Consider the following 25,635-nt stretch of genomic DNA (forward strand, 5'->3'; position numbering starts at 1 on the left):
TGCTCATACGAATAAACGCCGCTTCTCATACGTTATAGGTAAACACAGCTACCTGTAAAACGGGGGAATGCGCGCGTGAATACAACGCTCTTTGTACAGCTGCTACAAAGCGAACTTGAAGACACCGAAGGAACTGCAGAAGTGTCGCGGCATATCATCCGGTTTAAAAACCGCCACGCTTATACGGCTTGCACCAAGCAAATCGGCCGGATGAAAGCAAAGCTGTCCAGTCTGCGTTCGGTTCAATGCTTAAAAATTATCAATGCCATCTCGTGCACGCTGCGCCCGAACGGCCAACTGCTGCACTCCCCTTATGTACACTCGGTGGAGACAGATGTGAAAATCAGGGTCCACGGCCTGAAGTCGTTTCAGCCGCTGCAAGCCCGCGCCGTCAAAGCCCCGGCCGAGCAGATGATTCCATGGGGGATACGGCATATTAAAGCCCCACAGGTATGGAATAAAGCGAAGGGGGCGCAAATCCATATCGGCGTTATCGATACCGGCGTCGATTATTCGCATCCCGATCTGCGTCATGCCCTTTCCCGGGGGATCAACCTGATCCAGCGGCACCTGCTCCCCGCCGACGACAACGGGCACGGAACGCACATCGCCGGCACGATAGCGGCCGCTTCCCGCCAACGAGGCATCACCGGCGTCGCCCCGCAGGCCGTCATCCATCCCGTCAAAGCGTTCGACTATCAAGGCAGCGCTTATGTCTCGGACATTATTCAAGGGATCGATTGGTGCGTCAAAAACGGGCTGCATATTGTCAATATGAGCTTTGGCATGAAAACGTACAGCCGCTCTCTGGAAGCGGCGGTCAAAAACGCTTATCAGGCCGGCACGATCGTAGTGGCCTCTTCAGGCAATGAAGGCAAAAAGACATCCATCGATTACCCGGCGCGATTTCCCCAGACGATATCCGTGGGGGCAACGACAAAAACAAGCCGAATCGCCCGGTTCAGCAACCGGGGCAAACATATCGACATCTATGCGCCGGGAGATAAAATATACTCGACTTGGCTGAAGGGCAAATATACCGAATTGTCCGGAACCTCGATGGCAACCTCGCATGTATCCGGCGTTATCGCATTAATGCTTTCCACCCGTCCGACCTTGAGGCCGTATCAGGTAAAATCGATCTTGAAGAAACATGCCGTCAAGCTGGCGAGATACGCCAAGCTGCAGAAGGACATCCGCGAGGTGCATGCGCTGCGCGCCGTTCAAGCCGTATTAAAAGCGAAAAGATCGGTTTAACCGGCAGGATCGACATCTACCTGGAGCTCGAATGTACCGGCTTCCTCTTCTCCGGCGAACAGCGTATAACTCCAACGAAGGGTGCCGTATCCCCCTTCGAGTTTCACATCCAGCCGGTCGGTGACCGTCATCAGCTCAAGCCGTCCATGGGGCGTCTCATAAAATCCGCCGAGACGCTCCCCTTCCGCAAACGACTGCTCCGACACGATGGCCCCCTGCCGGAGAACACGGATACGGCCCTTGCTTATCTTGATTACCGTGGTTGTCCGGCCAAGCTCGGATTCATTCTCCAAATAACGAATATAAAGATGCTCGCCTTTAAAATACACATCTCCGAAAGTCTGCTGACGGGTCGTCTGGCCACCCGCCATACTGACGATTCGAAGGTTAACCGCTTGTTTATCGGCCACTTGACGTTCTCCTGTTCATGGCTAGTTTTGCTTAAAGTGTAGCGCAGAGCGGGATTTCAAGCAAATCTATTGACGAAAAGCAGTCCGCCAGATCGCATCCGACCGGCTAATCAATCCTCTGCAAGATAACGACGCCGTTTGGCGCCAACTCCGCTTCACCGTCATACGTTGCCCCCGCGATCAAATCGGTGTATTGACCTTTCAGGAAGCGTAATTGGCCCCTGACAGCAGAAAACCTCCTGGCCGAAATTCCGGACTCAGGAGGTTGTGCATGTTATAGAAATAAACTATTTCACCAAACCAAGCAAAATTTCGCGAAGCAGCTTGCTTGCGACGATCTGCGTCTGCTCCGTCGGATCGTAAGCGGGAGCGACCTCAACAATGTCTGCGCCGACAAAACGAATGTCGGAAGCGGCCATCGCATGAATAGCAGCAAGCAGCTCCTTCGAAGTGATGCCGCCCGCCTCCGCCGTGCCGGTCCCCGGCGCGCAGGACGGATCAAGCACATCGATGTCGATCGTCAAATACACAGGACGTCCGGCTAGCTCGGGAAGCACCTTTTTGAGCGGCTCCAGCACTTCGAACGGATAGAAATTAATGTTCTCGCGGCCGAACTGGAACTCTTCGCGCGAGCCCGAGCGGATGCCGAACTGATAAATGTTGCGGCCTCCCATCAGCGCGGCGGCTTTGCGCACCGGCGTCGAGTGGGACAACGGCTCGCCTTCGTATTGCTCGCGCAAATCGGCGTGAGCGTCGATATGGATCAACACGAGATCAGGGTACTTGGCGTATACTTGCTGAATGACCGGCCAGCTGACCAAATGCTCGCCGCCAAGTCCAAGCGGGAACTTGCCGTCGGAGAGCAGTTTGCCGGTGAACTCGCCGATGATTTCCAGGCTGCGTCCCGCATTGCCAAACGGCAGCAGCAGGTCCCCTGCATCGAAATAAGTGATGTCTTCAAGACTTTTATCCAGATAAGGGCTGTATTCCTCCAGTCCGATGGATACCTCGCGGATGCGGGCGGGGCCGAACCGGGAACCGGGACGGAAGCTGACGGTGTAGTCCATCGGCATGCCATAAATGACGGCGCGGGACGCCGCGTAATCTTCAGAACTTAATATAAAGACGTTGCCGGAATATTTTTGATCAAGACGCATTGGAGTGCATGTCCTTTCCGAAGCGGTATCGTTGCGCTTCCTTAAGCGAATACGATTCACGTATCGCGTAGTTTCGAGTGTAATGGTTTATTTCGTCAGATCTTCTACGAATTTCGGCAGAACGAAAGCCGCTTTATGCAGACGAGGGGTGTAATATTTGGTGTCGATCTCGGGAATTTTCGTTTCGTCGATCTGCAGCGGATCGTACTTTTTGCTGCCCAACGTAAACGTCCACAAACCGCTGGGGTAAGTCGGAATGTTGGCGCAGTACACCCGGACGATCGGAAAAATCTCCTTCACGTCGCGGTTCACCGTTTGAATCAATTCCGCTTTAAACCACGGATTGTCGGTTTGCGCAACAAAGATGCCGTCATCCTTAAGAGCGTCGAAGATCCCTTTATAGAAGCCTTGCGTAAACAGGTTGACCGCCGGGCCTACCGGCTCCGTAGAATCCACCATAATGACGTCGTATGTATTTTTATGATCGTGAATGTGCATATAGCCGTCATTTACTATCACCTGCACGCGCGTGTTGTCGAGCCCGCCGGCGATGGAAGGCAAATAGGTTTTCGAATATTCGATCACCTTGCCGTCGATTTCCACCAGCACGGCTTTTTCCACTTCCGGATGCTTCAATACTTCGCGGATCACACCGCCGTCGCCGCCGCCGACCACTAGCACATGCTTCGGATTCGGGTGCGTGTACAACGCAGGATGCGCCACCATTTCATGATAAACAAACTCGTCTTTCACGGTTGTCATGACCATGCCGTCCAGTACGAGCATACGTCCCCATTCTACTGTATCGATCATCGCCAAATCCTGAAAGTCGGTTTTTTCCGTTACCAGCGTTTCACGAATTTTCGCCGTAATGCCGAAGTTTTCGGTTTGTTTCTCCGTGTACCACAGTTCCATTTCAAACCCCTTCTTTCTTCGGAAAAATTATACTTTTCATCAGGGCGTTCTCAACGTCAAATTGTATTATAGAATATCCCGCCAAAATTGCAAATACGCTCAACCTCTGCCCAAGATGATTTAAAAAAATATTTACATTCAGTAGAATACCTCCCCCCATTCCTTTCCATACTGGAAGATAAGGAAGTCTGACCGGATTGGAGGGATCGCTGTGAAAAAACTGGCATCGTTTATATTCTCGTCTTTTATCATCATGTCCGCGTTTGCGATTGTATTTCTGCTGTATTTGCGCTCCGAAGCGCTGCCTGTGTCCAAACTGCAGCAGACAACGCAAATGTACGATGTGCACGGCGACTTGATCGATTCGATGCGCAACGGGCAAAACCGGCAAACCGTGCCGCTTTCGGACATGTCGAATTATGTTGTGGAAGCGACGCTGGCTACGGAGGATCGCAGCTTTTACAGCCATTTCGGCTTTGATCTTAAAGGGATCGCCCGCGCCGCCTATGTCAATTTGCAGCATATGTCCAAGGTGCAGGGAGCCGGTACGATTACGCAGCAGCTCGCCCGAAACTTATATTTGACCCACGAGCGGACATGGACGCGCAAAATCAAGGAAACCATCTATGCCGTGCAAATGGAACTGCACATGTCCAAAGATGAAATATTGGAACAATATTTGAACCAAATTTACTACGGTCATTCGACGTATGGCATTGAAGCGGCGGCCCAGCTTTTTTTCGGCAAAGACGCAAAAGATTTAACGCTTTCCGAAAGCGCCTTGCTCGCCGGCATTCCGAAGGGCCCCCGGTACTACTCTCCTTACTACGACGAGAAGAAAGCGAAGGAACGTCAGGAAACCGTACTGCAGACCATGGTGGACGGCGGGTACATCACAGCACGCGACGCCGACCGCGCCGCAAGGGAACCTCTGACCTATAAAACGCTGGAAGAAAAGAAGCAAGCCCCGGCTCCGTACTTTCAGGATTACGTGAGGAATCTGGCCATCGACAAGCTTGGCATTACCGAAGACCAATACGACAAAAGCGGCCTTAATATCTATACGACGCTGGATCTGCACGCACAGCAAGCGGCGGACGAAGCGGTGGCGGCGACACTGAAGGACCGCGGCGATCTGCAGACAGCACTGGTTGCCATCGATCCGCGAAACGGCTATGTGAAAGCCATGGTCGGCGGCAAAAGCTACGCCGAAAACCAATTCAACCGCGCTTTGGCGAGCAGCCGCCAGCCCGGCTCTTCATTTAAGCCGTTTGTGTATCTGACCGCGCTGGAAACGAACCGGTTTACGCCGGTCACGCGGTTCAAAAGCGAGCCCACTACGTTTACTTACGATAACGGCCGGCAAACGTACACGCCCAGCAATTTCAACAATCATTATTATGACTGGATCGATCTGCGGACAGCGATTGCCAAATCGGACAACATTTTTGCAGTGCACACGCTGATTGATGTCGGTCCGGAAAATGTCATCGCCACGGTCCGCAAATTCGGCATCGACAGCCCGATGAAGCCGCTGCCGTCGCTGGCGCTAGGTACGTTTCCCGTAAGCCCGCTGGAGATGGCATCCGCCTTTGGCGTATTCGCCAATCAAGGAACACGTGTCGAGCCGACGGCCATCCTGCGGATTACCGACGCTTCCGGCAAGGTATTGTACGAAGCCGCTCCGAAGCAGGAGCAGGTGGCGGATCCCAACTATGTGTATGTAATGACAAATCTGATGGAAAGCGTATTTGACGACGGCGGCACCGGCAACCGCGTGTCGAACCTGATTAAACGTCCTGTGGCGGGCAAAACCGGGACGACCAATACCGACGCTTGGATGGTCGGGTTCACGCCCGAGCTGGCTACGGCCGTTTGGGTCGGCTATGACAAGGACCGCAACATCAGCGCCGTGGAATCGACGCTGGCCGCACCGATCTTCGCCGAGTTTACGGAACGCGCGCTCGATGCGGTGCTGCCGAAGCTGTTCCCGATTCCCGACGGCGTCGCGAATGTGTACATCGACCCTGCAACCGGCAAGCTGTCGAACAGCGACTGCCCGAACTCGCGAATGGAAGCTTTCGTGAAAGGAACGGAACCTACGGAATATTGCACGCAGCGAACTACTTCGACAGACAATGTGAAGCCCGTGAAACCGAAGGGCAATTCTTCGTGGTGGAACGATCTGAAGCGCTGGTGGAACGATTAGAAAGGGTTGTGAATTGGCTGTATTTGGCATATGCTTATTTTGGCAAGCTAAATAATACGGCGTTCGAAGGGAGAGTTTGTAGCAATGAATGTTCATGCGGAGTGGACGAGCTTTGGGGAAGGCTTCACCGGGTATTTGGCCAGACCGGAGGGCAGCGGCGGCGAATCGCTTCCAGCCGTCGTCGTCCTGCAGGAGATTTGGGGCGTCGACCCCCACATCCAAGACGTCACGCGGCGTTTCGCCGCCTTGGGTTACGTTGCCTTCGCGCCGGACTTGTACGCGAAGGACGGCCAGCGCCCCGAGCCGCTAGCGGCGGAACGAGTCGAGGAAACGAAACGTTTCCTCGACTCGCTGCCGCCCGCGGCGTGGGGCAACCCCGATGCGCGGCAGCAAGCGCTGGACGCGCTGCCGGCAGAGCAAGGCGCGCGCATCGGCGGCACGCTCGGCGCGATATTCAGCGGCGACCGCAAGGCGCTCGCGCTGCCCGCTATTGCCGCGGCCGCTTGGCTGCGCAGCGAAGAAGGCGTGGCGGCGCCGAAAGTCGCCGCCGTCGGTTTCTGCCTGGGCGGCATGTTGTCCGCCCAGCTTGCCTGCCGCGACCCGCAGCTCGCGGGTGCGATCGTCTTTTACGGCGCGGCGCCGGAGGAGGCGCAAATCCCGGGCATCGCCTGCCCGGTGCTGGGCATCTACGGCGAGCTGGACAAGCGGCTGACCGAGCCGGTGCCGGCGTTCGCGGAGGCGATGCGCAGCCAGGGCAAATCGTTCGATTATGTCATTTACGACGATGCGCCGCATGCCTTTTTCAACGATACGCGGGCTTCTTACCGCGCGGAAGCGGCGCAGGACGCATTTCGCCGGGCAGCCGAATTTTTGCAGCGGCAGTTGGGAGCGTAAACGCCGCAGGGAGTGTTTTGAGTCCGGCGCCTGTTTTCATCAGCTTAAGCAGAAGCCGGCTCTTTGAAGATTACGTGCGGGCAAAAAAAGGTTTCGGAGCAATTATGTCATTTGTGTGTCTGCGGTTGTGACGAAACCGGAACCGATGTATACTAAACGCTAGTATATGCCACAATATACTAGGACAGCAAAAAGGCAGCCCCACCGGGTCTGCCTTTTTGTGTTGTCCGCTTCAGCCGATTACGCCAGCCCTTGCTTAAGCGTATCGGGCGAAAGCTCCCACATATCTTCGCCTTGCTCGATCAGACACGCCTTCAGCGCGGCTTTCTCCGCATCGTTTAAGCCGTCCAAAACGAACCGGCGTTTTAGCGCATAATCCATTTTGTTGACATGATCGGCAAGAATTTTCCACCCGCGGCGGGCTTCCGGATCAACCAGCATCTCGCACGCCGTGACGCCGGCGTAATATTTTTCGCCTTGCTCGTTGCGGTCCACGGCAACCCATACAATCCAGCATTTACGCCCGTTCGGCGTATCTTCCTTGTTGACGGAGAACTTGATGCCCTTCTCTACCTTGCTTTTGGCGTGCATCGCGCCCATATCCAAATAAGCTTCGTCCCCATCTATAATGACGCTAGACATGTTGTTCAGATCAATCGAGCCGGCCCCGAATCCACGGTGCTCCACTTTACCGCTGACGATGTTCAGCGATAGCTTTTTCCCTTTTTCCGCATCCATTTCACGGCACCATCCATTCTGCAATTATAGAACCCGACCGTAAAGCAGCCCCGCTTCAGCTTCAGCCGCCTTGCAGCGGCTTTGACCGGCGGTTGCGTTCCCCATGGCGGAGAAGCTGCCCGGCTTACCTTTATAGAAGTTGTTCAAAATGTCGACTTTTGATCACGAAGTGTTCCGAAGGGATATTCGACATCGAATCTTGCATTCAGGTTCGAAGTCCGGTGCTCATTTAGGTTTGCCTAAACTCCGCTCCTCCTTCTTCACCTTTACGCAACCTTCTCGGTGTTGAAAGCCGACTTTTTGAACACGCACTTATATTGTAGCGAATCGCGGCTTGTTTTCAAACCCTCATCTTCCGGAAAATCATTGACTTTCCAATTCGTGGGTCCTATCATATATTTAGCCGACTAAATAAATACAATATAAAGAAGGTGTTTCCCATTAACCTGCACGAAATGGATTCGCTTGTCCATATGATGTCGCATGTGATTAAAAAACATCGCGAACGCATTCATACGCTGATCCAGCCTTACGAGGTGTACCCCGGCCAGCCTCCGCTGCTGCTCCGCTTGCTTGAGCGAGACGGGCAAAGCCAGAATGAACTCGCGGCGCATAAGCGCGTAAAGCCTGCCACACTGACGGTGATGATTAACCGGATGGAAGCGACCGGTCATCTGGAGCGCAGATCCGATCCTCTCGATCAGCGGGTATCGCGCGTCTTTTTAACCGACAAAGGGCTGCGGGCGGCGCAGGCCGTCAAAGCATCGATAATGGAGCTGGACAGTCTCTGTTTCGAAGGATTTTTACCCGAAGAGAAGCTGCTTTTACGCCGCTTTCTGCTGCATATGGATGAAAATTTGAGCGCGGCAGCGGATGAAAATCATGTAGCCGACAACATAATGGAGTGATGCAATGTGTGGAAGCTGGCAACCTATCTAAAGCCCTACTGGAAATCCGCCGTGCTTGCCCCGCTGCTGATGCTGCTTGAGGTTGCCATGGACCTGCTGCAGCCGAAGCTGATGGCCAGCATCGTCAACGACGGCGTGATGAAGGGAGACTTGGCGCATATTCGCAACACCGGCGCGCTGATGCTGCTGTACGCTTTGATCGGTCTGATCGGCGGGGTCGGATGCACGATTTTTTCCAGCATCGCCTCGCAATATTTTGGCGCCGATCTGCGGAGAGATTTGTTCCGGCATGCGCAGACCTTCTCCTTCCGCAATCTGGACCGGTTTAAAGCGGGCACGCTGGTCACCCGGCTTACCTCGGACGTCGTGCAGATGCAGAATATGGTCCAGACGACGCTGCGCATCCTGGTGCGCTCTCCGTTTCTGGCTTTAGGCAGCATCATCATGGCGTTTCTGATCAGCGCGAAGCTTGCGCTGATTCTTGTCGTCGTGATTCCGCTGCTTTTTCTGAGCTTGTATATGCTGATCCGCTGGTCTTTCCCGCTGTTTGCCCAAGTCCAGCAAAAGCTCGATACGGTCAACAACGTGCTGCAGGAAAACTTATCCGGTATTCGTGTCGTCAAAGCGTTCGTACGCGCCGGATATGAGCGCAGCCGATTCGGCAAGGCCAACGGCGAATACACCGGCATCGCCTTGCAAGCGGCACGCACGCTGGCGCTGAATATGCCGCTGATGATGCTGCTGATGAACGCCAGCATCGTTGCGGTGCTGTGGTTCGGCGGCGCGCAAACGTGGAGCGGCGGGATGCAGGTCGGGGATCTGGCGGCGTTCCTGAACTATGTCACGCAGGTGCTGGCATCGCTGATGAGCGTCGGCATGATGCTGATGACCGTCTCCCGCGCCAAAGCGTCCGCCGAACGGATCAACGAGGTGTTTGCCACCCGGCCCGACATATCCGACCCGCCGCAAGCCGGCAACTACGAGATACGCCGCGGAGAAATCGTTTTTGACCACGTCTCGTTTGGTTACGGCAAGGGACGCCGCGAGCTGGCCCTCCAGGATGTCAGCTTTACCGCCAAACCCGGTCAAACGGTAGCGATTCTCGGCGCCACCGGCTCCGGGAAATCGTCGCTGGTGCATCTCATCCCCCGCCTGTACGATGTGTCGGAAGGCCAGATTCGCATCGACGGCGTCGATGTCAGAGAGATGATGCTGGACCGCTTACGCACACGGGTGGGCATGGTGCTGCAGCAAGCCGTCCTGTTCAGCGGAACGATCCGCGACAACCTGCGTTTCGGACGGCCGGACGCCACGCAGGAGCAAGTTGAGGAAGCCGCCAAAGCCGCGCAGGCCCACGACTTCATCATGAGTTTCCCGGACGGCTACGATACGCTGCTTGGCCAAAGAGGCGTCAATCTGTCCGGCGGCCAGAAGCAGCGCATTTCCATTGCCCGGGCGCTGCTGGTCCGCCCGGCAGTGCTGATTTTGGACGACAGCACCAGCGCCGTCGATTTGGGTACGGAATCGCGCATCCAGAAAGCGCTAAAGGAGCTGATGGCCGGGAGCACCTGCCTGATTATTGCGCAGCGCATCTCTTCCGTACTCGACGCCGACAATATTATCGTGCTGGAAGGCGGCCGGATCGCCGCCGAAGGCACTCACCAAGAGCTGATGAGCCGCAGCGCGCTGTACCGGGATATTTATAAATCGCAGCTGGGCGAGGAGGAGATTGTTTATGGCGGATAAACACGCAGCACACAACCATTCCGAAGCGCCAAGTCCCGCTCCGCCGCTTAACATGCCCGGCATGGGCGGAGGCGGAGGCTTCGGGCGCGGCATGAGCCCGAAGGTGCGCGCCAAGAACAGCAGCGCCACATTGTATCGCATCTGGCAATATATGAAGCGGCAGCGGGGCGCCTTGATCGGCGTTGTCATCGTGACTGCGCTCAGCTCCGGCAGTGCGCTGATCGGACCTTATCTCATCGGCCGGGCGATTGACCGCTATATCATTCCCGGAGACTACCGCGGTCTGCTCGGGTTATGTCTCGCTTTGCTTGGCACCTATGCGTTCAGCAGCGTGCTGACATGGGCGCAAGGGTATATCATGGCGGGCATTGCCCAGCGGACCGTGCAGGATATGCGGCACGATTTGTTTGCCCATTTGCAGAAGCTGCGGCTCCGCTATTTCGACAGTAAAACACACGGCGAATTAATGAGCCGCACGACCAACGACATCGAGAATGTTTCCGTCTCCTTAAGCCAAAGCGTCACACAGCTCATTACGAGCGCCGTCACGCTGGTCGGTTCGCTGGCGATGATGCTGGCGCTGAATGTATGGCTGACACTCGTCAGCCTGGTCACAATTCCGCTGGTCATGTGGGTAACCGGGAAAATTTCCAGCTATACACGCCAGTTTTTCAAAGGCCAGCAACAGCATCTCGGCGAATTAAACGGCTTTATCGAAGAAACGATTTCCGGGCAGAAGGTGGTCAAAACCTTCAGCCGCGAGGCGAAATCGATTGAGCAATTCCACAGCATCAACCTTGAGCTGCGCAATGCCGGAACGAAAGCGCAGATTTATTCGGGCGCCATGGGCCCGCTCATGAACGTGATGAACAACACCAGCTTTGCGCTGATCGCTGCGCTTGGCGGCTGGATGGCGCTCAGCGGCTTGACGTCGATCGGCGTCATCGTCAGCTTCTTGAATTATTCCAAGCAGTTCGGCAGGCCGATTAACGAGCTTGCCAACCAGTACAATCTGATTCAGTCCGGAATCGCCGGGGCCGAGCGGGTTTTTGAAACACTGGACACCGAGACGGAATACAGCCAAGACCGCAGGCAGCAACCTATTGCCGGCGTGAAAGGCGAAGTTGTCTTTCAGAACGTGTCGTTTGGTTACAATGCCGAATCCCCTGTGCTGAGCGAAGTTTCATTTACGGCGAAGCCCGGCGACACGATTGCCTTGGTCGGTCCGACCGGCGCGGGCAAAACGACAATCGTCAATCTGCTGACCCGCTTCTACGAAATCGACAGCGGCCGGATTACCATCGACGGCGCCGACTTGCGCGACTTGGATAAAACAAGCCTGCGCGAGCAGCTTGGCATTGTTCTGCAGGACGCCTATCTGTTCTCGGATACGATTCGCGAGAACATCCGTTACGGCCGGCTGGACGCCAGCCCGTCGGACATTGAAGCCGCCGCGAAGCTGGCGGGCGCTCATAACTTCATCGAGAAGCTTCCGGACGGCTATGATACGCCGCTTACCTCGGAAGGCGGAAATCTAAGCCAAGGACAGCGGCAGCTGCTGACCATTGCGCGAGCCATATTGGCGAACCCGGCCATTCTTATCCTTGACGAAGCGACAAGCAGCATCGATACGCGTACGGAAATGCATATTCAGGAGGCGATGACGCTGCTCATGAAAGGACGGACCAGCTTTGTCATCGCCCACCGGCTGAGTACGATCCGCGACGCCGATATGATCCTTGTCATTCACGGCGGCCGCATCATTGAAAGAGGCACACACGAGCAACTGCTGGAACGCCGCGGCTTCTATTACGACTTATATAACAGCCAGTTTCGCCGAGTGGTCTGATTACCCCGGCAGCGGGCGTGTTGGAAGAGATGTTTTTGACCTCAGTTCAGGCAAAAACATCTCTTTGTTATGTGAATTTACTTACATTTCAGGAAATCGATGGACGGATCCAGGGGAATAGTGGTAAATTTTATAGCGTCAGCGGAAGTTTTCTTGATAACGCTTACTACTTTTATTGGACAGGGAGAGTATATCGTTGAACAATTATTTTCGTGTAAAAACGGCTGTTCTCATGCTGGCATTCGTCTTCTTTCTGGCGGGGAGCCTGCCGCCCGCTGCCGCCTTGGCCGCTGAGCCGGAACCGCTGCCCGCAGCCATCGCCAAAATGACGCCATCCGTTGTCGCCATTATCGGCAAGCCGGTTTCCAGCGCCAAAACCGTGGACAATAACCGGTTTAACTTGGCCCACGGCACCGGCGTCATCGTGCGCACCGACGGATACATTATTACAAACGCTCATGTCGTCAAGGACATGCGCAACATTGTGGTCGTCACCTCGGAGGGAGTTTCTTACCCGGGCAAAACAACGCATTACGACGAAGAAAGCGATTTGGCGCTAGTCAAGATTGAAGCGACCGGTTTGCCTGCCGCTGCGTTTGCCGCTTCGGGAGATGTCCATGTCGGCCAAACGGTTATGGCCATCGGCACGCCGCTCTCCTTTGCCTTGCGCAATTCGGTCAGCGCCGGCATCGTCAGCGGCATCGACCGGGCGGTCCACTCCAGATACCAGCTGATCCAAACCGACGCCGCCATCAATCCGGGCAATAGCGGAGGGGCCCTCATCAATATGCAGGGTCAGGTCGTCGGGATCAACACGCTGAAATATGTGTCTTTGGGCGTCGACAGCCTGGGATTCGCCATTCCGGTCGATACCGTCCAATACGTCATGGGCCAGTTTTTCAAATACGGCAAAGTGAAGCGCCCTTATCTGGGACTTGAGCTGGAGGAAAGCTGGGAAGCGGTCGTCGGATTGCCGACCAAAGAAGGGCTGAAGGTTTCCTACGTCGAGCCCGACTCCCCCGCTGCGCTGGCCGGGGTGAAGAAAGGCGATGTGCTGCTTTCCATTGAAGGCAAAGCCATCAACAGCTTGGTCGCTTATTACGAGGTATTGAAGAAATATATTCCTGGAGACCGGATCTCGCTTAGACTGCAGGGCGCGTCGGGTGCCGCAGTGCTGGATATCACTGTAGCCGAAGACCCGGCAAGCGCCTCGGCCAAAGGTCCGGATCAAGACAATGCCGGTATCGACTCCGATCAAGGCAAAACCCGCATCGGCGACAGCCATTACGGCTGGTCGATGGACTACCCGTCCGGCCTGATCAAAGCCAAGCAGTCCCCGACCGGAGACAGCATCGGTTTCGGTGACAGCAAAGGCGAATTCGGTGTTTTCATCGACGTCAGCGAGAAGCAAAGCGAAGATTTGTCCGCTTACGGCCTGCTGCAGAAGCTGGCCAGCCGGACCTCCAATACCGTGCTGGATAAGCAGTATGTGGACCGTCCGGAGTTTCCGTACGCCAGACTGACCGGCAAAACAAGCGGCGGCGCGTACTTTCAAATGCGTGCATTTCTCAAGCAGGACCGGATTTATTACATCACTTTATATGTAGATAAAGAAGAAAACTATCAGAACAGCTTCAAGCAGAACAGCTACAACGATCTGCTCGACACGTTTGGTCCCCGCTTTGATGAACAGGACAGCTCGCTTAAGGACGTTTCGGTGTATCAGAACAAAAATACCGTTTCCACCGAATACGGCATTACCTATGATGTCCCGGGTGATTGGAAAGAGGACAGCCATGGCTCGGTGATTTCCCATTCGAACAAAGAAGGGACCGAATCGATCGCGCTGCGGGTCACTTCGGCTTCTTCCGGCGATACGCTCAAGGACTGGGCGGGACGGCAGGAGCAGAAGCTGCTGCGCCTGTATGAGCCTGATTACCGGACCGCTTCCGGACTGAAGGAGACGACGGTTGGCGGCGTTACCGCATATGAGGATGTCCTCGGTTCTACGATGGGCGATAAATGGAATATGCGGCACGTGTTTTATTTGATCAAAGACAAGTTCAAATACCGCCTGGAATTCGCTTTTCCGAAAGAAACGGACGAGCAGCATATTGAGAGCCTCATCCTCGATACCGTGAAATCGGTCAAATTCGATAAGGAGTCACTCAACAAAACGGTCGGTTTCATTCAGGACGATGACGACCTGGCCGATCCTTCCAAAACGTATACTTACACCAACGCGACATACAAATACTCCGTGCAAGTACCCGAAATATGGAGCACAACGGATTATGAGCGCGATACGTCGGTGGACAGCAAATATAAGACCTTCTCCTTCATCGGAGGTTCATTTACCATTGAGGCGGACGACCGCACACCACTTGACGATGTGGTTAAACGGGTCTCGCAAAACTATAAGAAAAGCGCCGATAACGACGCCGATTACCAATATACCGAAAGCGACAGCGAAGCATTCGGCGGCGAGGTTAAGCTCTACGAGCTTGCTTACAAAACCAAAGCTTCGCCATATACGCAAAAAGAATACATTTTCCACCGCGGCAGCATCACTTATACCGTGCGCGTCAGAATCAACGATGCGGTCAAGACCGTCGATCACGCAAACCGCATCGAAGCGTGTCTTGCCTCATTGAAAATAACAGCGGGAACGAAATAACGCGTTCCCGCCCTTAACCTTAATGCCCCCAAAGCCCTCCACTGCCAATTGGGGGCCACTGAAAAAGCAGCGAAGTGAGCGAAATCATGCTGGAGAAGCGCCAGCGTTCAGAAGCATGATTCGCACATGCAGCGTTCACCTTTTTCAGTGGCCTCCGGCGAATTGTGGAGGGCTTTTCCACGAAATAGATATATTCCCCCACCCCCTGACATATACATGCTGTAGAAAGCTTGTCAACGGGGTGAAAAATAGATGAAAACCGTCCTCTCCCATCCTTTCGCAAAATGGATAACCGTTTTTCTGCTCGTCGCAAGCACGACTGCGGCGACCGGATTGATGCTGCAGGGCAAGCCGTCGTCAACATACGATCCGGCCCTTACAGCCCAAGGCGTTCAAGCTGTCGCCGCTTTAGCCGCATTAAACGAGCCTGTACAGCCTGTTGCCGACAGCCAAGCTCCTCCTTCCATCCCGGCAAAACCGCTGGAAAAGCCGCTGCCCAAACCGCTCAGCGACCGTATCGTAGAGTACCACATGAACGTCGAGCTGGATGCGGCGCACAAATCGCTGCGCGGCAATCAGACGCTGACTTGGCGTAATCCCGGCGCAAAGCCGGTGTCCGAGCTTTACTTTCACCTTTATCCCAATGCGTTTGCTTCGAAGAAATCCACCTTCGTTCGTGAATCGGGAGGACAGCTGAGGGGCGACAAAATGAAAGACAACAGCTTCGGCAACATGCAGATTACTTCGATGAAGCTGTTGACCGGCGAGGATCTGCTCCCCCGCCTCGAATACGTTCAGCCCGACGACGGCAACAAGGACGACAAGACGCTGGTCAAGCTGCCGCTGCCCAAAATTATTTTGCCCGGGGAAAAAATTACGCTAAAAACCGACTTCTCCGTGCAACTGCCGGCCACTTTCGCGCGGATGGGCTATACCCAGGATTTCATCATGGCCGGACAATGGTTCCCGAAACTTGCCGTGTACGAGCCCGTCGGCACAAGGGGCCGCCCCGACGAGGGCTGGAATGCCCATCAATATCATGGGAACTCGGAATTTTACGCCGATTTCGGCATCTATGAAGTGACCGTGAAAGTGCCCTCCAAATACACGGTTGCGGCAACCGGCTTCCCAATTAAACCGCCTGTCGACGACGGGCAGTCGAAGACGTACACGTTTTACGCCGACGATGTGCACGATTTTGCCTGGGCGGCTTCACCCAACTTCGTCTATGTCGAAGAACCTTATGCCACCCCCAACCTGCCCGGGGTCAAAATCAAGCTGTATCTCGATCCGCTGCACGCAGATCTGAAAGCCCGTTATTTAACAGCCGCCAAAAAAGCGCTGGCCCGTTATTCGCAATGGTACGGAAGTTACCCGTACTCCACACTCTCGATTGTCGTGCCTCCCAAAGGCGGAGGCGGCGCGGGCGGCATGGAATATCCGACGCTGGTTACGAGCTGGTCCGCGGAAGAAGCCGATCCCGATCTGGAGCTGGAGCGCGTGCTTGTGCATGAGATCGGACACCAGTATTGGTACGGCATGGTCGCTTCCAACGAATTTGAGGAAGCCTGGTTGGACGAAGGGCTCACCTCCTATTCGGAAGATAAAATTATGGAGACAGAATACGGATCGCGGCCCAATCTCGCTGTCGAATCGAGCTACATCACTTCGCCGGAGGCGCTCAAGCAGAATGCATGGAATTACCACGGCCATGATGGATATGCGGAGAACGTGTATACCCGAGCCAAGCTGGTGCTTAAGTCGATCGAAAGGCAGATCGGCCCCGAGCAGATGGACCGCGTCATGAAATCGTATTTCACCCGCTTTAAATTCAAGCACCCGACAACCGCCGACTTCCAGCGTGTGCTGGAGGATACGACCAAGGCGGATTGGAGCGACTTTTTCCGGCAATATGTGTTTGGCGGTATGATGACCGACTTTACGATGGACGGCATCTACGTGAAAAAGCAAGAGCTAAACGGCGTTCCCTCTTATGAAAGCACGGTTGTGGTCAGTAAGCGGGGCGGCAGCTACGGGTATGTGCCGATCCACTTCCATTTCGCCGACGGGACCGAGATGGACAGAGTGTGGGAAGGCAAAGCCGATCAGACGGAGTTTAAGCTGACGCATACCGCCCCTGTCGATTGGGCCGTCATCGATCCGCAGCACACGAACGTGCTGGAAACCAAGCACATCAACAGCTTTATGAAAAAAGATATCGACCCGAAGCTCGCGCTGCGCTGGAACCTGGGATCGGTGAAACTGCTCGAGACCTTGTTCAGCTGGGTCGCATGGTGAGGTGGCAACGTGCTCAAATTGATTAAAGATGGCTGGAATATCGCTTGGCGGCAGCCTTTTGCCGTACTGACGCTGTTTATTTACAATTTGCTGTGGGGCCTGGCCTTATTTAAAATGGTGTATTCGATCATCGTTCCGCTGCTGCATCGTTACCCGAGCGCCAGCTTAGGCCGGGAAGCGACACAGCTGTTCTGGATTGAAAGCCAGTTCCGCCTGACCAAAACGGATATGCTCCACAGCTACCTGTGGTTGGGATTCGGCCTGCTGGCCGCACGGATGCTGCTGACGCCGCTCATCAACGCAGGATTGTATTATTCCCTGCACCATACGCTGCTGAACTCCGGCTACCGCTTCGTCCACGGTATCCGTCAGCTGTTCTTTCCGTATCTCGGGCTGTATGCATTGCAAATTGCGCTAAGTTTGGCGCCGCTCTATTGGCTGGCTCCCGAAGCCGCACACATCTTATCGACACATTACACCTATGAATCGATCGTCCAGTCGCTGCTGCCGATCATCAGCGTGTATCTGCTGTACGGATACCTCCTGCGTCTCGTCTGCATGTACGTGCAATTCGCCTTAGCGGACGGGAGCTCGGCCTGGAGCGGGATGTTCACGATGCTGCGCGGATTGCTGCCGGCCGTCAGTGTCTCCGTCATCATGCTGCTGATCGGCGCTGTGTTGACAGTTACGGTGTTATCCGTGTCGCTGATTTGGGCCGGATTCTTCGCCCTGATTCTCTATCAGCTATACCGGCTCGCCAATGTGTTCTGCAGAGTGTGGTCCATTGCGTCGCAATATCGGATTTGGCTGGCCAAAACCGATACCCTATAAATTCCCGAAAAACGAAAAATGAGAACAAAAACTGCCACAATCTCCTTTTTCGCGCACTTCTAAGAAACGCCGTTTTTGCCCAATAATTGTCCATACATTTCGCACCTCAAAAGCCGTTCTGCCGCAGCAGACCGGCTTTTTTGCGTGTATACGCCTGATTTTAAGAGCTAGTCCTAAAAACAGGTGATATTTTGAGATAATCGCACCTTTTTCGAGTTTTTTTGTGAAAAATATGTGTCTTAAGCAGGAATTTCGTTTCTTTTGGCGAATTTAGAGTATTGGAAACATGAACAAGAAAAATCTTGCCGAATTTCCTCTTGAAATGAGGAAAACGGGGGAACCACTCTTTGGGTGAATTGATCTCGCAGTCAAGGGATCATAGGGAACCTTCAACCGAACCCTAAAGCTAACCTCGTAGGCTCCGGAAGGAGTATTTGTCTTGAAAAAGTTTGCAGTACTTGTGTTTGCCTTGACGATGTCCGTTTCTATTGGAGCGGGCAGCGTGTTTGCAGAAACGCCGCTCAGTCAGGCGGTTAATTCGGTAATGGGGTCCCCATACAAATATGCGGGCACAACCGAGAAAGGCTTTGACTGCTCCGGCTATACGTCGTACATATTCTCGAAATATTTCGACACGAAACTGCCGCACACATCAAAAGGCCAAGCACTAGAAGGCACATGGGTGGACAAAAAAGATCTGCGCCCCGGCGACCTCGTATTCTTCGATACGAACGGTAAGAAGATCGGCACAGACATCTCCCACGTCGGCATTTATGTCGGCAACGGCGAATTTTACCACTCCGCCACCAACAAAGGGATTACCGTTACGAAGCTGAGCGAGTCTTATTATGCCAATCGCTACGTAACCGCCCGCCGCGTCCTGTCGGACGAGCAGTACGATCAATTAATGACCGACTCCAATCCATAAAGGTTTACGAGTAGGTACATAGCGGAACAGACTGAAGCTCTTCGGAAGCCCAATCCCCCTGCGGGATGGACGGTCTTCTTGAAGAGCTTTATGTCATATTGAGGCCAGCCCGGCCGCTTCATCCCGGCTTGTTTTCAAAAAAAGGGGACGTTGGATTGTGATTTTGTTTATTCATCGCAAAGATTTGCGGGTGTCGGATTTGCCCGCATTCGAATATATACACCGGCTCGGCAGCCCCAGCTTGCATGTCATTATTCTCGATCCCGCGCTGCTGGGTCAGAACCGCCATCTGGAGCATAGCGGGATTCACTTTTTGCGTCAGGTGCAGCGGCTGCGCCAGCAGTACCGGGACTGCGGGCGGCGGCTGCATGTGCTGTACGGGGAACCGCTTGGCGTCGTTAAGCAGCTAGTATCGCGGCATCCCGGCATTGCGGAAATCGTCTGCCACGGCGATTGCACGCCGTATGCACTGCAGCGCGACCGGAATCTGCAGGACTGGGCTGCCGAAACCGGACGAAAGTTCACTTCTTTTGCCGATCAAGCCCTTGCCGATCTGCCGGATTTTCAGCAATGGAGCGGACGAAGCGAGCCGTACAAGATCTTCACACCGTTTTACCGAAAATGGCGGGAATATGTCGGTTTGTTTCACCGGCCGGCCTCTTCCGTCCATGTGGGACAGCTGCATACGGCCGATTTGGCGGCAGATACGGCCGAGCTGCTGATACCCCCTTTTCAACTGGAGTCTTATGAGCCGGACACCGATCCCGCCCCCTGTCTCGCAAGTTTTCTCGAAGAGAAGTTATCCGGTTATGCGCAGCGGCGCGACCGCTTTGCCTCCGATGAAACAAGCGGGCTGAGCCGGTACATGAATACGGGCGCTTTATCGATTCGCACGATATACGAGGCGTTATTGGAGCGGGAGCTGTACGAAGATTGGCTGCGTCAGCTGGCTTGGCGCGATTTTTACTTGTATCAAGCGAGCGCCGACCCGCTGTTCTTCCGCTACGAGCATACTTACGATATGTCAGCGTTAAGCGACCGTCACTTCGAGGTTTGGTGCGAAGGGCGGACCGGAATTCCGATCGTCGACGCGGCGATGACCGAACTGAACGCGACCGGCTCCATGCCCAACCGGCTGCGGATGGTCACATCGATGTTTTTGACCAAAAATCTGCTTTGCCCGTTCCCTCTGGGCGAACAGTACTTTCGCCGCAAGCTTTCCGATTACGATCGTACGCTGAACCGCGGGGGCTGGCTGTGGTCGTCTTCGCTTGGTTTTGATGCCGCACCTTATTTCCGGATGATGAATCCGGTCATTCAATCGGAAACCCACGATCCCGCTGGTACGTATATCCGCCGCTGGCTGCCGGAGCTAGCCCATCTGTCCGACCGCGAGATACACCGTCCGCAGCCGCATGCGATCGTAGATCTGAAACAGTCACGTACACGCGCTATCGAAGTGTACAAGCGCATCCTGCAAGGAGCCCATTAACGCAATGTCTGAAGACCCGGCCCGCCGCCGGGTTTATTTATATCCTTTTTTCCCCAACACCCTCTTCCCTTTTTGTTTTATAATACTAAGTGAAGCCTTGTAAGCGATTTTAAAACGAGAAATGAGGGAATGCCGTGATCCGCCGCTTTTTTTCCTATTACCGCCCCTACAAGGGATTGTTTATTCTTGATTTCTCCTGCGCGGTCATCGCCGGACTGCTCGAGCTCGGGTTTCCGCTGGCCGTCAATCAATTTGTCGACAAGCTACTGCCCGGCAAAGACTGGGCGCTCATCATATGGGCGTGTCTCGCTTTGCTTGCGGTGTATGCGCTGAATACGGGGCTGCAGTATGTCGTAACATATTGGGGGCACATGCTGGGCATCAACATCGAAACCGATATGCGCAAAAAAATGTTCGACCATATCCAGAAGCTGTCGTTTCGCTTTTTCGACAACACCAAAACCGGCCATCTGATGACGCGGATTACGAACGATCTGAACGAAATCGGCGAAATTGCGCACCACGGCCCGGAGGATGTGTTCATCGCCGTGATGACGCTGGTCGGCGCGTTCTTGTTAATGGTCTCAATCAACTGGCAGCTGGCGCTGCTCACCTTTCTGGTGATTCCGCTCATGGCGTGGCTGGCCATGCATTTCAGCGGCAAAATGACGCGCACGTACCGGAGGCTGTTCGGCGATTTGGCCGAGTTTAACTCGCGGGTCGAAGATACCGTGGGCGGCATTCGTGTCGTCAAAGCATTCGCCAACGAAGAACATGAGAAAGGCCTGTTTTCGGTCAACAACTTCAGATACCGCGAAACCAAGCTGATGGCTTATAAAATTATGGCCAAAAGCATGTCGCTAACCTATATGTTCATGCGTTTCGTTTCCTTGTTTGTGATGGTGTGCGGCACCTGGTTTGTCATTCACGGAGAACTGACTTACGGACAATTCGTCGCTTTCCTGCTGCTGACCAACGTGTTTTTCCGCCCGATCGAAAAGATTAACGCGGTAATCGAAAGTTACCCGAAAGGGATTGCCGGTTTTAAGCGGTATGTCGAAATTCTCGACACGCAGCCCGATGTCACCGATGCGCCAAATGCGATAGAAGTCGACCGGCTGCGCGGCAACATCCGCTACAACGCCGTCTCATTCGGTTACGAGGCCGATAAAAACATCATCTCCCGCATCGATCTTTCGATCTCCGCAGGGGAGACGATCGCCTTCGTCGGTCCGTCCGGCGCCGGCAAAACAACGCTGTGCAGCCTGCTTCCGCGGTTCTACGACTGCACCCAAGGCGGCATCAGCATCGATGGCACCGATATCCGCCATATGACGCTTTCGTCGCTGCGCCGGCAGATCGGCATCGTCCAGCAGGACGTATTCCTGTTCTCCGGCTCGATCCGGGAAAATATCGCTTACGGCAAGCTGGACGCCACGGACGAACAAATCTGGGACGCGGCCCGGCGGGCGCAGCTGGAACCGTTCATCCGCAGCCAGCCCGGCGGCATGGACACGATCATCGGCGAACGGGGCGTCAAGCTGTCCGGCGGACAAAAGCAGCGGCTCGCGATCGCCAGAATGTTTCTGAAAAATCCGCCGATCCTCATTCTCGACGAAGCGACATCCGCGCTGGATACCGAGACGGAGGCGGCCATCCAGCAATCGCTGGCCGAATTGTCACAGGGACGTACAACGCTGGTCATCGCCCACCGGCTGGCGACCATTAAGAACGCCGACCGCATCATCGTTGTCACCGACCAAGGCATTGCCGAACAGGGCAGGCACCAAGAGCTGGTATCGTCCGGCGGCATTTACAGCAGACTGCACAAAGCGCAATTTGGAACCTAACACTACACATCAAGGAGCGATGCCGATGCCTTCATGGAAGCTGGTTTTGTTCGATTTGGACGACACCTTGGTACGGTTTGACGATTACTGGCCGGACAGCATCAAAGAAACGTTCAGACAGCATGAGGCAACGCGCGGGTTCGATGCGGAACAATTGTTTGATGTATTTATGGTTAAAAACAGTGCGCTCGTCGATCAATATCACAAACAAGAGATCAGCCTGCAGCGGTTTCGCAATGAGCGGCTGATTGCCGCCTTGGCGGAATATGGCGTGCAAGCCGATGAAGACGCGGCTATCTCGTTCAACCGCCTGCACCGGCAGATCAGCAAATCGTTTATGAGAGCGGACCCGGAGCTGGTCTCCTTGCTTCAGGAGCTGAGCGTTTCTTACCGGTTCGGCATCGTAACCAACGGGACCACGAATTGGCAGCATGATAAAATCCAAGCAGCCGGCATCGGCTGTTTTTTTACCAGAGAAAACGTCGTTACCTCGGAGGATGTCGGCTGCGAGAAACCGGACCCGGAAACATACTCCACCGCACTCCGGCATTACCGGATGAAACCGGAAGAAGCCGTATTTATCGGCGACTCCTGGAAAAACGATGTGCTCGGTCCCGCGCAGCTTCGCATGCAGGCCATCTGGGTCAATTTGCGTAAGGAGCAGGTTCCCGACGGCTCACCGCAGACTCATATCGGGACGGTGGAGAACATCTTGGACATTCGGCGGTTTTTGTTATAGGCTATGGAAAGATAGATTTACAGGATAGAATAACTTTTTTTGTGAGGTAGTTGTGATGCAGACGAAAGCCGGGCGCAAAAGCTTCCGAATCCGCTTGGACGAAATGGTTCAATCGCTGCGCAGAGACATCGTGAGCGGCAAGCTGCCGATCGGCGGATTCCTGCCGTCGGAAAGCGACCTGGAAGGACAGTTTCACTTAAGCAACAATTCCGTCCGCAAAGGGCTGGACATCCTTGTGCAGGAGGGGCTGCTGGAGAAAATACCGCGTGTCGGCAACCGGGTGCTTTCTCCCTCCCCGCATGCTACGACGGTCATTAAATTCGGTTATCACAATACAATCGGCAATCAGACGGAAATCGCCGATCTGATCGCCAAATTCCACAAGCTTTGCCCCCATATCCAGGTGCAGCCGCTGGAGCTTCCCGAGAACAGCTACAGCCATGCCATTGAAGAGTATCTGGAGGCCGGTCTGCTGGATGTGGTCATGTTCAACAACAACAGTTTTCAGGATTTTGTCGAAAACGGAAGTACCGGCCTTCTTGAACCTGTCGATATCGGCGCGGACATTCCCCGCTTTCTGCAGGAACCGTTTATTCATAACGGCCGTTCTTTGGCGTATCCTTTTATTTATTCACCGGTCATTCTCTGCTACCACCGCGGGCATCTGCAGGAAAAAGGCGTGCCCGAACCGGACAGCAGCTGGTCATGGGACGATCTGCTCCGGCATGTCAAACAGCTCGCCGTCAAAAATGAACGGTTCGGCTTTTATTTCCACCTGCAATCACGCAACCGCTGGCCGGTATTCCTGCTGCAAAGCGGGCTGAGCTTGCCGGTGGCGGCGGATAGCGACCGGACCGGCTTGGAGGAGCGGCTGAAGACCAGCCTGGAAATGTGCCGGGAGCTGCTCGCCAGTTCGGAGGATTCCCCGATGGCGCTGTCCGAAGCCGATGCGGAAAGCCTGCTGCAGCGGGAAAAAGTGTCTGTAATGATGACGACGTATTTTTTCCTGAATGCGCTCAAGCGCTCCGATCTTCCGTTTGACGTGGCGCCACTTCCCGCTTTGTACAATTCGAATACACTGCTGCTGGTTGTCGGACTGGCTATGAACAGCAAATCAAGCTGTAAAGAGGCAGCCGGACGTTTCGTGCAGTTCCTCACCTCCTACGAGACGCAGCTGTTTATCCGGCAGCATACGCTGAATATTCCGGCGCACAGCCGGGTAGCGGAATGGCGCGGGACAGAACACCTGAACCGCCCTTCCCGGTTTTCCATGTACCGGGAAATTATTCCGACCTACAGATCACTTTCCGATCTTGGCGTGAGCAACGCCAAGCTGCGGGATATTCAACGGGAGGTTATGCTGTATGTCTCCGGCCTGCAGGACAGCCATACGTTATGCGGCCATATCTGGCAGCTGCTCAAGTAAGCTTAAGAGTTAATCATAATCGCTCCATTGGTTATTCCGGAATGAGGCAGGTCTTCGCGACCTGCCTTTTTTTTTATTTCCAATTTCGTGGTTGACGGTCAAGCATAATGTGCCTTATAGTAGTTATGGGTCAGTAATGGGTCAATAAAATTGATCCGTTCATGAAACGTATTTTATTAACAGGAGCTGCTTCTTATGGAATCAAGTCAACCTATGTGCATTCATGAAGGGGTGTTGTTTCATAACGTCAGCGAACTTGAAAAAAGAGAGCGCTTACCCGGACTCCGGCTGCAGCGGTTTCCCCGCACGGTTCGTGAATCGCTAAACGCCAAGGCCCGGGTCAAAGCCGCCCAATCAAACGGCTGCGAAATCCGTTTTGTTACGGAATCGAGGTATGTCAATGTGACCGTGTCCGCAGTGGAATCGGGCGGATTCGCTCACGTGTTCAGGGGGGACTTATACCACTCCTCCCATCCTCTAACGGCTGGCGTCCTTCACACCTTGCATCTGGAGACCCCTGAGCGTTTGGCCCAAGTGAGTCAGACGGTTCTGCACAACCGGGCGTATTCGCCGGACGTCTGGAGGATCCATTTCGACCGGGTAGGGGCGGTATTCCATGAAGTCGACGCCTTCGGCTGCGAAGTACGCCCTCCGGAGAGCGGCCCGCTCCCTAAGCTGACGCTGCTGGCCTATGGTTCTTCCATCACACAGGCTGCCGGCGCGACTAACCATTACAACGGATATATTCAGCAGGCCGCCCGAAGACTGGAAGCGGATGCGCTGAATCTGGGTCTCAGCGGCTCATGTTACTGCGAGCGGGAAATCGCCGACTTTATCGCCGGACACGGCGGCTGGGACGCGGCATTCCTCGAGCTTGGCGTAAATATGCGCGGCGTGTTCACGCCGGAGCAATACGAGCAGCGGGCGTCGTATTTGCTAGACCGGGTCATTGCGGAGAACCCCGGGAAACCGGTCTTCATAACGACCATTTATCCCAATCGGGCAACCTTCTTCACCAATCCCGGCGATCCGCTGGCCGAACACGAAAGGCGCTACAACGATATCCTGCGAAACTACGCCGCCCGCACACCGTACCCCGACCTGCACCTGATCGAAGGCCATGAGATCATGAGCGACTTTACTTCCTTGACGACCGATCTGATCCACCCTTCCGACTACGGCCACATGCTGATGGGAGAGCAATTGGCCGGGCATATGCGCCCCGCAATCGAGCGGCTGCGAACCATGCAGCAGCAAGCTGCAAACCAATTAGAGTCAGATATGAGTCAAATCCAATTATAAAGGGGATAT

The 25,635-nt window shown here is 54.5% G+C and carries 20 protein-coding genes and 1 riboswitch; of the genes, 15 read left to right on the top strand and 5 right to left on the bottom strand.

The features are described 5' to 3' along the window. Positions 1 to 75 precede the first annotated feature (75 nt). Positions 76 to 1,257 carry a S8 family peptidase gene (locus EYB31_RS28145; RefSeq protein WP_240762931.1) on the top strand — a complete coding sequence of 394 codons (1,182 nt, stop codon included), beginning with the start codon at positions 76 to 78 and terminating at the stop codon, positions 1,255 to 1,257. On the opposite strand, the gene EYB31_RS28150 is transcribed toward EYB31_RS28145, so the two are convergent. The 4 genes from EYB31_RS28150 to speE all read right to left on the bottom strand — a co-directional run bounded on the left by EYB31_RS28150 (position 1,254) and on the right by speE (position 3,739). Then, positions 1,254 to 1,667, bottom strand: a complete 414-nt coding sequence (locus EYB31_RS28150) for a YwiB family protein (protein ID WP_131016814.1) — start codon at positions 1,665 to 1,667, stop codon at positions 1,254 to 1,256. The genes EYB31_RS28145 and EYB31_RS28150 overlap by 4 nt on opposite strands. Positions 1,668 to 1,773: 106 nt before the next feature. After that, the gene (locus EYB31_RS41590; RefSeq protein ID WP_131016922.1) at positions 1,774 to 1,917 is read right to left on the bottom strand and encodes a Beta-galactosidase C-terminal domain; all 144 of its coding nucleotides are present in this window, start codon (positions 1,915 to 1,917) and stop codon (positions 1,774 to 1,776) included. Between the two features lie 37 nt (positions 1,918 to 1,954). Continuing rightward, the gene (gene speB / locus EYB31_RS28160; protein ID WP_131016815.1) at positions 1,955 to 2,824 is read right to left on the bottom strand and encodes an agmatinase; all 870 of its coding nucleotides are present in this window, start codon (positions 2,822 to 2,824) and stop codon (positions 1,955 to 1,957) included. A gap of 87 nt (positions 2,825 to 2,911) precedes the next feature. After that, positions 2,912 to 3,739, bottom strand: a complete 828-nt coding sequence (gene speE, locus EYB31_RS28165) for a polyamine aminopropyltransferase (RefSeq protein ID WP_131016816.1) — start codon at positions 3,737 to 3,739, stop codon at positions 2,912 to 2,914. 253 nt (positions 3,740 to 3,992) lie between these two features. Here speE and EYB31_RS28170 point away from each other — a divergent pair, with 253 nt between their 5' ends. Both EYB31_RS28170 and EYB31_RS28175 read left to right on the top strand, forming a co-directional pair. After that, the gene (locus tag EYB31_RS28170; protein ID WP_131016923.1) at positions 3,993 to 5,948 is read left to right on the top strand and encodes a transglycosylase domain-containing protein; all 1,956 of its coding nucleotides are present in this window, start codon (positions 3,993 to 3,995) and stop codon (positions 5,946 to 5,948) included. A gap of 84 nt (positions 5,949 to 6,032) precedes the next feature. Then, on the top strand, positions 6,033 to 6,842 hold the full coding sequence (locus EYB31_RS28175) for a dienelactone hydrolase family protein (protein ID WP_131016817.1): 810 nt from the start codon (positions 6,033 to 6,035) through the stop codon (positions 6,840 to 6,842). Between the two features lie 240 nt (positions 6,843 to 7,082). Here EYB31_RS28175 and EYB31_RS28180 read toward each other — a convergent pair whose 3' ends face one another. Next, a complete protein-coding gene (locus EYB31_RS28180) occupies positions 7,083 to 7,580 on the bottom strand; it encodes a YwhD family protein (protein ID WP_131016924.1) in 498 nt (165 codons plus the stop codon). Positions 7,581 to 8,035: 455 nt separating this feature from the next. Here EYB31_RS28180 and EYB31_RS28185 point away from each other — a divergent pair, with 455 nt between their 5' ends. The 12 genes from EYB31_RS28185 to EYB31_RS28240 all read left to right on the top strand — a co-directional run bounded on the left by EYB31_RS28185 (position 8,036) and on the right by EYB31_RS28240 (position 25,626). Beyond that, the gene (locus tag EYB31_RS28185; RefSeq protein WP_240762933.1) at positions 8,036 to 8,488 is read left to right on the top strand and encodes a MarR family winged helix-turn-helix transcriptional regulator; all 453 of its coding nucleotides are present in this window, start codon (positions 8,036 to 8,038) and stop codon (positions 8,486 to 8,488) included. 6 nt (positions 8,489 to 8,494) lie between these two features. After that, positions 8,495 to 10,234: an ABC transporter ATP-binding protein gene (locus tag EYB31_RS28190; protein ID WP_131016818.1), complete on the top strand. Its 1,740-nt coding sequence runs from the start codon at positions 8,495 to 8,497 to the stop codon at positions 10,232 to 10,234. After that, the gene (locus tag EYB31_RS28195; RefSeq protein WP_420819479.1) at positions 10,224 to 12,083 is read left to right on the top strand and encodes an ABC transporter ATP-binding protein; all 1,860 of its coding nucleotides are present in this window, start codon (positions 10,224 to 10,226) and stop codon (positions 12,081 to 12,083) included. Before EYB31_RS28190 ends, EYB31_RS28195 begins: the two co-directional genes overlap by 11 nt. Positions 12,084 to 12,279: 196 nt before the next feature. Further along, positions 12,280 to 14,760: a S1C family serine protease gene (locus EYB31_RS28200; protein ID WP_240762935.1), complete on the top strand. Its 2,481-nt coding sequence runs from the start codon at positions 12,280 to 12,282 to the stop codon at positions 14,758 to 14,760. Between the two features lie 252 nt (positions 14,761 to 15,012). Further along, positions 15,013 to 17,058 (top strand): M1 family metallopeptidase, encoded by a 2,046-nt coding sequence (locus tag EYB31_RS28205; protein WP_131016819.1) that lies wholly within the window; start codon positions 15,013 to 15,015, stop codon positions 17,056 to 17,058. A gap of 9 nt (positions 17,059 to 17,067) precedes the next feature. Further along, positions 17,068 to 17,889, top strand: a complete 822-nt coding sequence (locus EYB31_RS28210) for a hypothetical protein (protein WP_131016820.1) — start codon at positions 17,068 to 17,070, stop codon at positions 17,887 to 17,889. Positions 17,890 to 18,182: 293 nt separating this feature from the next. After that, positions 18,183 to 18,325: riboswitch (cyclic di-AMP (ydaO/yuaA leader) on the top strand. Positions 18,326 to 18,328: 3 nt separating this feature from the next. Then, positions 18,329 to 18,817, top strand: a complete 489-nt coding sequence (locus EYB31_RS28215; RefSeq protein ID WP_420819480.1) for a C40 family peptidase — start codon at positions 18,329 to 18,331, stop codon at positions 18,815 to 18,817. Positions 18,818 to 18,974: 157 nt separating this feature from the next. Further along, the gene (locus EYB31_RS28220; RefSeq protein ID WP_131016821.1) at positions 18,975 to 20,309 is read left to right on the top strand and encodes a cryptochrome/photolyase family protein; all 1,335 of its coding nucleotides are present in this window, start codon (positions 18,975 to 18,977) and stop codon (positions 20,307 to 20,309) included. A gap of 134 nt (positions 20,310 to 20,443) precedes the next feature. Then, positions 20,444 to 22,159 carry an ABC transporter ATP-binding protein gene (locus EYB31_RS28225; RefSeq protein ID WP_131016822.1) on the top strand — a complete coding sequence of 572 codons (1,716 nt, stop codon included), beginning with the start codon at positions 20,444 to 20,446 and terminating at the stop codon, positions 22,157 to 22,159. A 25-nt stretch (positions 22,160 to 22,184) separates the two neighbouring features. Then, entirely contained in the window at positions 22,185 to 22,898 is a 714-nt protein-coding gene (locus EYB31_RS28230) for an HAD family hydrolase (RefSeq protein WP_165452658.1), read from the top strand. Between the two features lie 55 nt (positions 22,899 to 22,953). Next, entirely contained in the window at positions 22,954 to 24,324 is a 1,371-nt protein-coding gene (locus EYB31_RS28235) for an extracellular solute-binding protein (protein ID WP_131016824.1), read from the top strand. Between the two features lie 195 nt (positions 24,325 to 24,519). Then, positions 24,520 to 25,626: an SGNH/GDSL hydrolase family protein gene (locus EYB31_RS28240; RefSeq protein WP_240762937.1), complete on the top strand. Its 1,107-nt coding sequence runs from the start codon at positions 24,520 to 24,522 to the stop codon at positions 25,624 to 25,626. The last annotated feature ends 9 nt before the right edge of the window (positions 25,627 to 25,635 follow it).

This window comes from Paenibacillus thalictri (assembly GCF_004307995.1).
In the GTDB taxonomy this organism is placed as follows: Bacteria; Bacillota; Bacilli; order Paenibacillales; family NBRC-103111; genus Paenibacillus_AF; species Paenibacillus_AF thalictri.

Bases quoted from the DNA above. Each gene is read 5' to 3' on its own strand.
- speB (WP_131016815.1), bottom strand. From the start codon at position 2,824: ATGCGTCTTGATCAAAAATATTCCGGCAACGTCTTTATATTAAGTTCT.
- speE (WP_131016816.1), bottom strand. From the start codon at position 3,739: ATGGAACTGTGGTACACGGAGAAACAAACCGAAAACTTCGGCATTACG.
- EYB31_RS28170 (WP_131016923.1), top strand. From the start codon at position 3,993: ATGTCCGCGTTTGCGATTGTATTTCTGCTGTATTTGCGCTCCGAAGCG.
- EYB31_RS28175 (WP_131016817.1), top strand. From the start codon at position 6,033: ATGAATGTTCATGCGGAGTGGACGAGCTTTGGGGAAGGCTTCACCGGG.
- EYB31_RS28180 (WP_131016924.1), bottom strand. From the start codon at position 7,580: ATGGATGCGGAAAAAGGGAAAAAGCTATCGCTGAACATCGTCAGCGGT.
- EYB31_RS28185 (WP_240762933.1), top strand. From the start codon at position 8,036: ATGGATTCGCTTGTCCATATGATGTCGCATGTGATTAAAAAACATCGC.
- EYB31_RS28195 (WP_420819479.1), top strand. From the start codon at position 10,224: ATGGCGGATAAACACGCAGCACACAACCATTCCGAAGCGCCAAGTCCC.
- EYB31_RS28205 (WP_131016819.1), top strand. From the start codon at position 15,013: ATGAAAACCGTCCTCTCCCATCCTTTCGCAAAATGGATAACCGTTTTT.
- EYB31_RS28230 (WP_165452658.1), top strand. From the start codon at position 22,185: ATGCCTTCATGGAAGCTGGTTTTGTTCGATTTGGACGACACCTTGGTA.
- EYB31_RS28235 (WP_131016824.1), top strand. From the start codon at position 22,954: ATGCAGACGAAAGCCGGGCGCAAAAGCTTCCGAATCCGCTTGGACGAA.
- EYB31_RS28240 (WP_240762937.1), top strand. From the start codon at position 24,520: ATGGAATCAAGTCAACCTATGTGCATTCATGAAGGGGTGTTGTTTCAT.